Below are 9858 nucleotides of genomic sequence, written 5' to 3'. Positions count from 1 at the left end.
CGGCGTCGAGCGCGGCGGCGAGGGTGAACGTCTTGAACGTCGCCCCCGCCTGGTATCCGGTGGTCCCGCCGTCGCGGCGGTCGACCGCGAGGTTGATGGCGGTCGTCCCCGGATCGTTCTCGTCGAAGCCGTACCGCAGGTTCTGGGCGAGCGCGCGCACCCGCCCGGTGCCGGGTTCGACGAGCGCCTGGGCGGCGAAGCGCGTGGAACCGTCGTTCGGCACGTGCCGGACGACCGCCTCCCCCGCCGCCTCCTGCATGTCCGCGTCCAGAGTGGTCCGGACGGTCAGCCCGCCCTGACGCAGCACCCGCAGGCGTTCCTCCTCGGTGTCGCCCAGGACGTCCGTGCGCCGCAGCCAGCGCATGACGTAGTCGCAGAAGAACGGGTACTCGCTGTGGTAGCAGCTCCCGCCACGCGGCGTCGGGTCCAGTCCGAGGTCCTCGGCCGCGTACCGGTCGGCCTCCTCCCGGCTCAGCGAACCCACGGCCGCCATCCGTCCCAGGACGAGGTCGCGCCGGCCCCGGGCGGCCTCGGGGTTGGTCAGCGGATCGTAGTAGGAGGGTGCCCGCACCAACCCGACCAGCAGTGCGGCCTGCGCCGGGTCGAGGTCGGCGGCGGGCACGGAGAAGTACCGCAGCGCGCCCATCTCGATCCCGTGCGCGCCCGCGCCGAAGTAGGCGAGGTTGAGGTAGCCCTCCAGGATCTCGTCCTTGGTCAGCCGCCGCTCCAGGCCGACCGCGTACCGGAGCTCGACCAGCTTGCGCGCGAGGCTGCGCTCGCTCGCCCTCGCGGCTTCCTCCTCGCTCTCCGCCGTCTCGATGAGCAGGTTCTTCACGTACTGCTGCGTGATGGTGGAGCCGCCCTGCGTGTGGCCCATGGCGGTGAGCGCGGCCGCGCGCAGGACACCGCGCGGGTCGAAGCCGTGGTGCTCGTGGAAACGGTCGTCCTCGACCGCCAGCAGCGCCGCGGGGACCCACGGGCTGATCTCGTCGAGGGGGACCACCTCGCGTTCGCGTTCGGCGATCTCGGCGAACGGCCGACCGTCGGTGTCGGTGAGCACGACCCGCTCCGACAGGCGGGGCACCTCCAGTTCGTCGGGCATCGCCATGAAGAGTGTGGCGGTGTCGCGGCTGACGACCCCCGCCGCCCCGACCCATGGCAGGAGCAGGGCCGCCACCAACAGACCGGCCAGCACCGCGACCCCGGCCAGCCGCGCGAGGGCACGCGTTCCCCCGAGGCTTGGTGCTCCCCTCCGGATCGACCCCGTCACGTCGCCCCCTCACACCGTGTGGCGCCCGCCCCGCTCGGCGGGTGACGGGCACTGCGCCGACCACCCTCCCAAGGGGCGGGCAAAGGGAGGACCGGCATACCGGGCGTGCCTCCGAAAAGATTCCCCAATCTATGGCAAAGCCCCCAGATCGACCATTAACGACACCTCACCGCAAAGCTCCGCAACACCCCCGGAAGCGCACATGAAAAAGGCTCGACATCAAGAGAAACCACACGACGGGAGACCCCGGAACCCTGCCGAGCCGAATCCGATGTGCACGTTTTCAGGGGGACGCGCCGGACTCCTGGGGATGTCCGGAATACAGCCCAGCGAACCAGGGACGCATTCGATCATCCCTACCCAGCGCGACACGGAGCGCAACACGACCGTGGAGTTTTCCGACTTTTCTCCAGAGAACCGCGCGAACTACCCACGGATGCCCCTGCATCGACTGTTGACCTATGCACCGTTTGCGAAGTTTACCCAGGTGAAACCCGCCAAATACCAGGCATGAGGTCGCCCGGCCAGTGTGATGAGGATCACATAAATTATCCGGCCCCGACACTCCGCCAAACCCCACAGGAGGGCAGACGATAGACAGCGGAGGGCACCGAAGCCGCAATCCGGACAGTTTTGCCCGGCCTCTTCGTTAACCCTGCCTTTCTTCGTATTAACTGCACGTTATTTCCATCCGTGACCCAGCCGCCCACAGCCCACAACGCCCGAACCACGACAATTACGGTGTAGCCAGTGATCGGACGCCTGCCCATACTTGACATCTCTCCAGACAACGATCTCGGACCCGTGAAAGCCGTTCCCGACGAACGCTTCACCGTGGGCGCGACGATCATCCGCGAGGGCCACGACTCACTCGCCGCGGGCGTCGTCCTGTACTCGCCCGAGGGCCGCCGCGAGGCGCTCGTTCCCATGCGCGAACACGCCCCCGGCACCGACCGCCACGAGGCCGAGATCAGCCTGCCCGGCGAGGGCGCCTGGGCCTTCTCCGTCGAGGCGTGGACCGACCCCTTCACGACCTGGCACCGGACCGCCCGGATCAAGCTCCCCCTGGGACAGGACAGCGACCTCGTGTTGGAGGAGGGCGCGCGCCTCCTCTCCCGGGCCGGCCGCCGTGTCCCCCGCAAACCCACGCTGACCAGGGCCGCGAAGATCCTGCGCGACACCGCGCTCCCTCCCCTGGAACGCTTCGCCGCCGTGACCCCCGAGATCCTCGCCTGGATGGCCGACCACCCCATCCGCGAACTCGTCACCCGTTCCAAGCGCACCCGGGTCGTCGTGCACCGCGAACGCGCGCTCTTCGGCTCCTGGTACGAGTTCTTCCCCAGGTCCGAGGGCGCACAGGTCGACACCGCCCCCGGACACNCCAGCGCCGCCAAGCGGCTGCCCGCGATCGCCGACATGGGCTTCGACGTGGTCTACCTCCCGCCGATCCACCCGGTGGGCGCCACCCACCGCAAAGGCGCGAACAACTCCCTGAGCGCGGCGCCCGGCGAACCCGGTTCGGTCTGGGCCATCGGTTCGGCCGACGGCGGCCACGACGCCGTCCATCCGGACCTGGGCACCCTCGACGACTTCGACGCGTTCGTCGCGGAGGCGGCCGAGCACGGCATGGAGATCGCCCTGGACCTGGCGTTGCAGTGCTCGCCCGACCACCCGTGGGTCGCCGAGCACCCCGAGTGGTTCACCCACCGCGCCGACGGCTCCATCGCCCACGCCGAGAACCCGCCCAAGAAGTACCAGGACATCTACCCGCTCTGCTTCGACACCGACCCCGACGGCCTGTACACCGAGATCCTGCGGGTCGTACGGCACTGGATCGGCCACGGCGTGCGCATCTTCCGGGTCGACAACCCGCACACGAAGCCGGTCGCCTTCTGGGAGCGCCTGCTCGCGGACGTCGCCCGGGAGCACCCCGACGTCCTCTTCCTGGCCGAGGCCTTCACCCGCCCGGCCATGCTCCGGACCCTGGCCAAGGTGGGCTTCCACCAGTCCTACACCTACTTCACCTGGCGCAACGGCAAAGAGGAGGTCCAGGACTACCTCACCGAACTCAGCCAGGAGACCGCCCACTACCTGCGCCCCAACCTCTTCGCCAACACGCCCGACATCCTGCACGCCTACCTCCAGCACGGCGGGCGGCCCGCCTTCGCCGTCCGCGCGGTCCTGGCGTCACTGCTCTCACCGACCTGGGGGATCTACTCCGGGTTCGAACTGTGCGAGAACGTGCCCGCCGCGCCCGGCAGCGAGGAGTACCTGGATTCGGAGAAGTACCAGTACCGCCCCCGTGACTGGGCCGCCGCGGAGGCCTCCGGCACCACCCTGACCGGGCTGATCACCACGCTCAACCGTCTCCGCCGCGAGCACCCGGCGCTGCGCGAACTGCGCAACCTGCGCTTCCACCACGTCGACCGCCCGGAACTGCTCTGCTTCTCCAAGCACCGCCCCGGTGAGCGCCCCGGAGACCCCGACGACCTGGTCATCACGGTCGTCAACCTCGACCCGCACCACACCCGCGAGGCGACGGTGCACCTGGATCTGCCGTCCATCGGCCGCACCTGGGAGGAGGAACTCACGGTGACCGACGCGCTGTCCGGACGCACCCACACCTGGGGCGCGGACAACTACGTCCGCCTCGACCCGGCGATCGCCCCCGCGCACGTCTTCACCACCACCGGCAGATAGCGGCCCCGGACGCAGGGGGGTCGGCCGCCGCGCCGGCCCCCGGTCCGGAACGCCCGTTGATCCGATGTCGAACCTTTCTTGGTGGGGAGCAGTTGATGAGCACAGACGATTCCGGACCCGGCGGCGACGCCCAGCACGGTCCGCTCGCCCCAGCCACCGGGGCCGCCACCGGCCCGCTCATGTCCTCCGGCGGTACCAGTGACCCCCACTGGTACAAACACGCCGTCTTCTACGAGGTACTCGCCCGCGGCTTCTTCGACTCCAACGGCGACGGCACCGGCGATCTCGCCGGACTGGTACAGAAGCTGGACTCCCTCCAGTGGCTCGGCATCGACTGCGTCTGGCTGCTGCCGATGTACCAGTCACCGCTGCGCGACGGCGGATACGACATCTCGGACTACTTCACGATCCTCCCGGAGTTCGGCCGGACCGCCGACTTCGTGGAGCTCCTCGACGAGGCGCACCGGCGCGGCATCCGCGTCATCACCGACCTGGTCATGAACCACACCAGCGACCAGCACCCATGGTTCCAGGCCTCCCGTACCGACCCCGACGGACCCTACGGCGACTTCTACGTGTGGTCGGACACCGACGACCGCTACGACGAGGCGCGCATCATCTTCGTCGACACCGAGACGTCCAACTGGACCTACGACGAGGTCCGCGGCCAGTACTACTGGCACCGGTTCTTCTCCCACCAGCCCGACCTCAACTTCGAGAACCCGGCCGTCCAGGAGGCGATCCTGGAGGTCCTGCGCTACTGGCTCGACCTGGGCATCGACGGCTTCCGCCTGGACGCGGTGCCCTACCTGTACGAACGCGAGGGCACCAACTGCGAGAACCTCAAGGAGACCCACGAGTTCCTCAAGCGGGTACGCGCCGAGGTGGACCGCCTCTACCCCGACCGCGTGCTGCTGAGCGAGGCCAACCAGTGGCCGTCCGACGTCGTCGACTACTTCGGCGACTTCGAGTCCGGCGGCGACGAGTGCCACATGAACTTCCACTTCCCGCTCATGCCGCGGATGTTCATGGCGGTGCGCCAGGAGCAGCGCTTCCCGATCTCGGAGATCCTCGCCCAGACCCCGCCGATCCCGCGCGACTGCCAGTGGGCGATCTTCCTGCGCAACCACGACGAGCTGACCCTGGAGATGGTCACCGACGAGGAACGCGACTACATGTACTCCGAGTACGCCAAGGAACCCCGCATGCGCGCCAACGTGGGGATCCGCAGGCGGCTCGCCCCGCTGCTGGACAACGACCGCGACCAGATCGAACTGTTCACCGCGCTGCTGCTCTCGCTGCCCGGCTCCCCGGTGCTGTACTACGGCGATGAGATCGGTATGGGTGACAACATCTGGCTCGGCGACCGCGACGCGGTACGCACGCCCATGCAGTGGAGCTCGGACCGCAACGCCGGGTTCTCCCGGGGCGACCCCGCCCGGCTCTACCTGCCGCTGATCATGGACCCGGTCTACGGGTACCAGGCGCTCAACGTGGAGTCCCAGCGCGACAACCCGGGTTCGTTGCTGCACTGGACCCGCCGGATGATCCAGATCCGCAAACGCCACCCCGTGTTCGGAACCGGGGCGTTCACCGAGCTCAACGCCACCAACCCGAGCGTCCTGGCGTTCATCCGCGAGCACGGCGATGACCGCATGCTGTGCGTCAACAACCTCTCCCGGTTCCCGCAGCCGGTGGAGCTGGACCTGGCCCGGTACGCCGGGGTCGGTCCCGTGGAGTGCGTCGGCGGCGTGCGGTTCCCGGAGATCGGCGAACTCCCGTACCTGCTCACCCTGCCCGGACACGGTTTCTACTGGTTCCAGCTGCCCGCCGAGACCTCGTCGGAGGCGAACGGGGGCGATCACGACGGCGTGCCGTCCTACGGCCTGCCCGCGGCCGGAATCCGGGTTCGGGCCACCGACGGCGTTCCGACCGGGCGCACGGGCACCGACCGGGCCCGCGCGGCGGAGCGCCACACCACAGTCACCACGACGCCCAGCACTCCGACGGGTCGTGCCTCCGCATCCCACGAGGGCCCGGCCAACGCTCCCGCGTGGGCCACCGCCCCCGCACCGGGTTCCCCGAAACCGGTGGTGGAGCGCTCTGACCGGGGTGGCGGCGGGAAGGGAAACAGGCCGAGCTGACATGTCGAAACTCGAAGAACTCCTGGCCGCCTGGCTGCCCCGACAACGTTGGTTCTCCGGCAAGGGCGTTCCCATCCACGACCTGCGTGTCGCGGGCAGGCACACCCTGGTGCCCGCTCGCGGTGACGGGCCCGGCCTGGACATCGTCGTCGTCGAGGCCGAACAACGCGGCCGCCGTTCCCGATACCAGATGCTGCTGGGGTCACGGTCGCCCCGCTCCCTCCCCGGGGAGTTGGCCACCGAGACCATCGGCGTGTGCCGTGTGGGAGGCGGCCGTCCGCGCGCGGTCTACGACGCCTCGCACGACGGTGAGCTGACCGCCGCCCTACTCGAACGGTTCGCCGCCCCGACCGGGCCCGGGGACACCAGCGGGGTCCGGTTCCGGACCCTTCCCGGGGCCCCGATCCGAGTCGGCTCGCACGGCCGGGTCCTCACCGGCGAGCAGTCCAACACGTCCCTGGTCTTCGGGGAGGACTACGTCCTGAAGACCTTCCGCAGGCTCTGGCCGGGGCGCAACCCGGACCTGGAGCTGACCATGGCGCTGACCGGCTCACCATGCGTCGCGCGTACGTGCGGGTGGATCGAGGCGGACCTGCCCGGGTACCAGGAGCCCACCACACTGGCGATGCTCCAGTCCTACGTCCCGCAGGCCACGGACGGCTGGGTTCTGGCCACCAGGAGCGCCCGGGCGCTGATGGACGGGGCCCGAACCGACGGTGAGGACGCGTTCACCGCGGAGGCCGAGCGGTTGGGCCGGACCACGGCCGAGGTGCACGGCTCCCTGGCACGGGCTCTGCCCACGGACGTGCTGTCCCCGAACGCGGCGGCCGAACTCGCCGAGGCGATGGTCGAGCGCCTGGCCATGGCCAGCGGAGAGGTACCGGAGCTGGCGGAGTACGCGCCCCGGGTGATGGCGGCCTACACCGAGTTCGCCCAGTTGGGTGAGCCGCTGCCGATCCAGCGCATCCACGGCGACTACCACCTGGGACAGGTGATCCGCACGGCGTCCGAATGGGTGCTGCTCGACTTCGAGGGCGAGCCGACGGTGCCCGTGAGGGAGCGGCAGAGGCTGACCAGTCCCCTACGGGACGTGGCCGGGATGCTCCGCTCCTTCGACTACGCCGCCGGCTACCTGCTGGTCCGGCACCCGGACGACCCCGGACTGGAGTGGGCGGCCCGCTCCTGGGCCCGGAACAACAGGGCCGCGTTCTGCGCGGGGTACGCCGACACGGGCGGCCTCGACCCGGACCAGTACCTCACGACACTGCGGGCCTTCGAGTTCGACAAGGCCGTGTACGAAGTGCTGTACGAGGCGCGGAACCGACCCGACTGGCTGCGGGTACCGCTCGACTCCATCGCCGCGGCCGTCTCCACCGCCACGGCGGCCGCGGCACCACCCGTGCCCGGCTGATCCGGGCCCCGGCCCGTTCGGGATCGCACCGAGGGGGCCGCGCCCGCACGGTGACCGGCCGTCATCCCGCGCACCGGGGTGGCGGCCCCGTGCGGTGCCACTCATCCGACCGACCACCACGACCACGACGGAGCCGTCTTGACCACGTCCCGCAGGGAACCGCGTCCGCGCACCCGACCGACCACCGCCGCCTCGGCCGCGCCCCGCCGACGCCCCACGACCGCCCGTCGGGCACGTACCGCGACGCCCGACCCGGAGCTCCTGGCGGCCCTGGACCGGGTGGTGGACGGACACCACCACGACCCGCACTCCCTGCTCGGGGTGCACACCACGGGCCGGACCACGGTCGTACGGGCTCTGCGCCCGGGCGCGCTGGAAGTGCACGCCGTCCTGTCCGACGGCACCCGGGTCGCCCTCGACCACCTGCACCGGGGCGTGTTCGCGGGACGGGTGACGAAAACCGCTCTGGGTTCCCCGGCCGACTACCGGATCGCCGCCCGCTACGAGACCGACGGCCCCGAACACGTGACCGCCGACCCCTACCGCTTCACCCCCACCCTGGGCGACCTCGACCTCCACCTGATCGGCGAGGGACGGCACGAGGAGTTGTGGCGCGCGTTGGGCGCCCACGTCCGCACGATCGACACCCCCATGGGCGAAGTGCCCGGCACCGGGTTCGCGGTGTGGGCCCCGGACGCGCGCGGGGTCCGCCTGACCGGGGACGTCAACCATTGGAACGGTGTCGGTCACCCCATGCGGAGTCTGGGGGCCAGCGGCGTCTGGGAGCTGTTCGTGCCCGGGATGGGCGACGGAGACCTGTACAAGTTCCAGGTGCTGGGGGCCGACGGGCACTGGCGGGACAAGGCCGATCCGATGGCGCGCCGGACCGAGCTGCCGCCGTCGACGGCGTCGATCGTGACCGCCTCCGCCCACGAGTGGGGCGACCAGACGTGGATGGCCGAACGCAAGGGCGTGGAGCCGCACCGCGCTCCGATGAGCGTGTACGAGGTGCACCTGGGGTCGTGGCGGCCGGGTCTGGGCTATGTCGAACTGGCGGAGCAACTGGTCGAGTACGTCACCGAACTGGGCTTCACGCATGTGGAGTTCATGCCGGTCGCCGGGTACCCGTTCGACGGGTCCTGGGGGTACCAGGTGACCTCCTACTACGCGCCCACGCCGCGCTTCGGGTCACCGGACGAGTTCCGGTACCTGGTGGACGCGCTGCACCGGGCCGGGGTGGGCGTGCTGTTGGACTGGGTCCCCGCGCACTTCCCCAGGGACGAGTGGGCGCTGGTGCGGTTCGACGGCAGCGCGCTGTACGAGCACCCGGACCCGCGCCGGGGGGAGCACCCCGACTGGGGGACGCTGATCTTCAACTACGGGCGCACGGAGGTACGCAACTTCCTCATCGCCAACGCCCTGTACTGGTTGGAGGAGTTCCACGTCGACGGACTGCGGGTGGACGCGGTGGCGTCGATGATCTACCTGGACTACTCACGCGACTCCGGCCAGTGGGAGCCCAACGTGTTCGGCGGGAGGGAGAACCTGGAGGCGATCGACTTCCTCAAGGAGCTGAACACGACCGTCTACCGCCGCAACCCGGGCGCGATGATGATCGCGGAGGAGTCGACGGCCTACCCGGGCGTGACCCGGCCGGTGGACCACGGGGGGCTCGGCTTCGGACTCAAGTGGAACATGGGGTGGATGCACGACACCCTGGAGTACGTCAAGAAGGAACCGGTCCACCGGCAGTACCACCACGACGAGGTCACGTTCTCGATGGTGTACGCCTACAGCGAGAACTACGTGCTCCCGCTGTCGCACGACGAGGTCGTACACGGCAAGCGGTCCCTGCTCAACAAGGTTCCGGGAGACGAGTGGCAGCGGACGGCGACCGTGCGCGCGCTGCTGGGGTACATGTGGTCGCACCCGGGCAAGCAGCTGCTGTTCATGGGCGGGGAGCTCGCCCAGGGGGACGAGTGGTCGCACGAGTCCGGGGTGCCGTGGTGGCTGCTCCAGTTCGACCACCACGCGGGGGTGCAGCGGTTGGTCAGGGCGCTCAACGACGCCTACCGGCCGCGGTCGGCCCTGTGGTCGCTGGACACCGATCCGGCGGGGTTCCGGTGGCTGGACGGCGGTGACCGCGAGGGAAACACGCTGTCGTACCTGCGGTACGGCGAGGACGGGTCGGTGCTGGCCTGCGCGGTGAACTTCTCGCCGGTGCCCCGCCCGGGATGGCGGGCGGGTCTGCCGGTCGAAGGACGGTGGAACTGCGTGCTCAACTCCGACGATCCGAGGTTCGGTGGTTCCGGGTACCCCGCTGCGACCCACGT

5 protein-coding genes are annotated in these 9858 nt (G+C 70.0%); 4 read left to right on the top strand and 1 reads right to left on the bottom strand.

The features are described 5' to 3' along the window. Nucleotides 1-1270 (bottom strand): transglycosylase domain-containing protein (locus D471_RS33550; protein ID WP_161630089.1); only part of this gene is annotated, 1270 nt, incomplete at its 3' end. Nucleotides 1271-2020: 750 nt separating this feature from the next. On the opposite strand from D471_RS33550, the gene D471_RS0108595 reads away from it, so the two are divergent. From D471_RS0108595 to glgB, 4 genes are all read left to right on the top strand, one after another. Continuing rightward, a complete protein-coding gene (locus D471_RS0108595; protein WP_026127540.1) occupies nucleotides 2021-3970 on the top strand; it encodes an alpha-1,4-glucan--maltose-1-phosphate maltosyltransferase in 1950 nt (649 codons plus the stop codon). 95 nt (nucleotides 3971-4065) lie between these two features. Beyond that, the gene (gene treS / locus D471_RS0108590) at nucleotides 4066-6114 is read left to right on the top strand and encodes a maltose alpha-D-glucosyltransferase (protein WP_017598240.1); all 2049 of its coding nucleotides are present in this window, start codon (nucleotides 4066-4068) and stop codon (nucleotides 6112-6114) included. Nucleotide 6115: 1 nt separating this feature from the next. Next, nucleotides 6116-7525 (top strand): maltokinase N-terminal cap-like domain-containing protein, encoded by a 1410-nt coding sequence (locus tag D471_RS0108585; protein WP_017598239.1) that lies wholly within the window; start codon nucleotides 6116-6118, stop codon nucleotides 7523-7525. 282 nt (nucleotides 7526-7807) lie between these two features. Further along, a partial coding sequence (gene glgB, locus D471_RS33545) for a 1,4-alpha-glucan branching protein GlgB (RefSeq protein WP_040688918.1) occupies nucleotides 7808-9858 on the top strand: 2051 nt, incomplete at its 3' end.

The organism is Nocardiopsis lucentensis DSM 44048 (assembly GCF_000341125.1).
In the GTDB taxonomy this organism is placed as follows: Bacteria; Actinomycetota; Actinomycetes; order Streptosporangiales; family Streptosporangiaceae; genus Nocardiopsis; species Nocardiopsis lucentensis.
The sequence above is the reverse complement of the archived record's forward strand: the minus strand, read 5'-3'. Positions and strand labels throughout refer to the sequence as shown.

What these genes read in the sequence shown, in the direction of transcription:
- D471_RS0108585 (WP_017598239.1), top strand. Translation starts at nt 6,116, where the DNA reads ATGTCGAAACTCGAAGAACTCCTGGCCGCCTGGCTGCCCCGACAACGT.
- treS (WP_017598240.1), top strand. Translation starts at nt 4,066, where the DNA reads ATGAGCACAGACGATTCCGGACCCGGCGGCGACGCCCAGCACGGTCCG.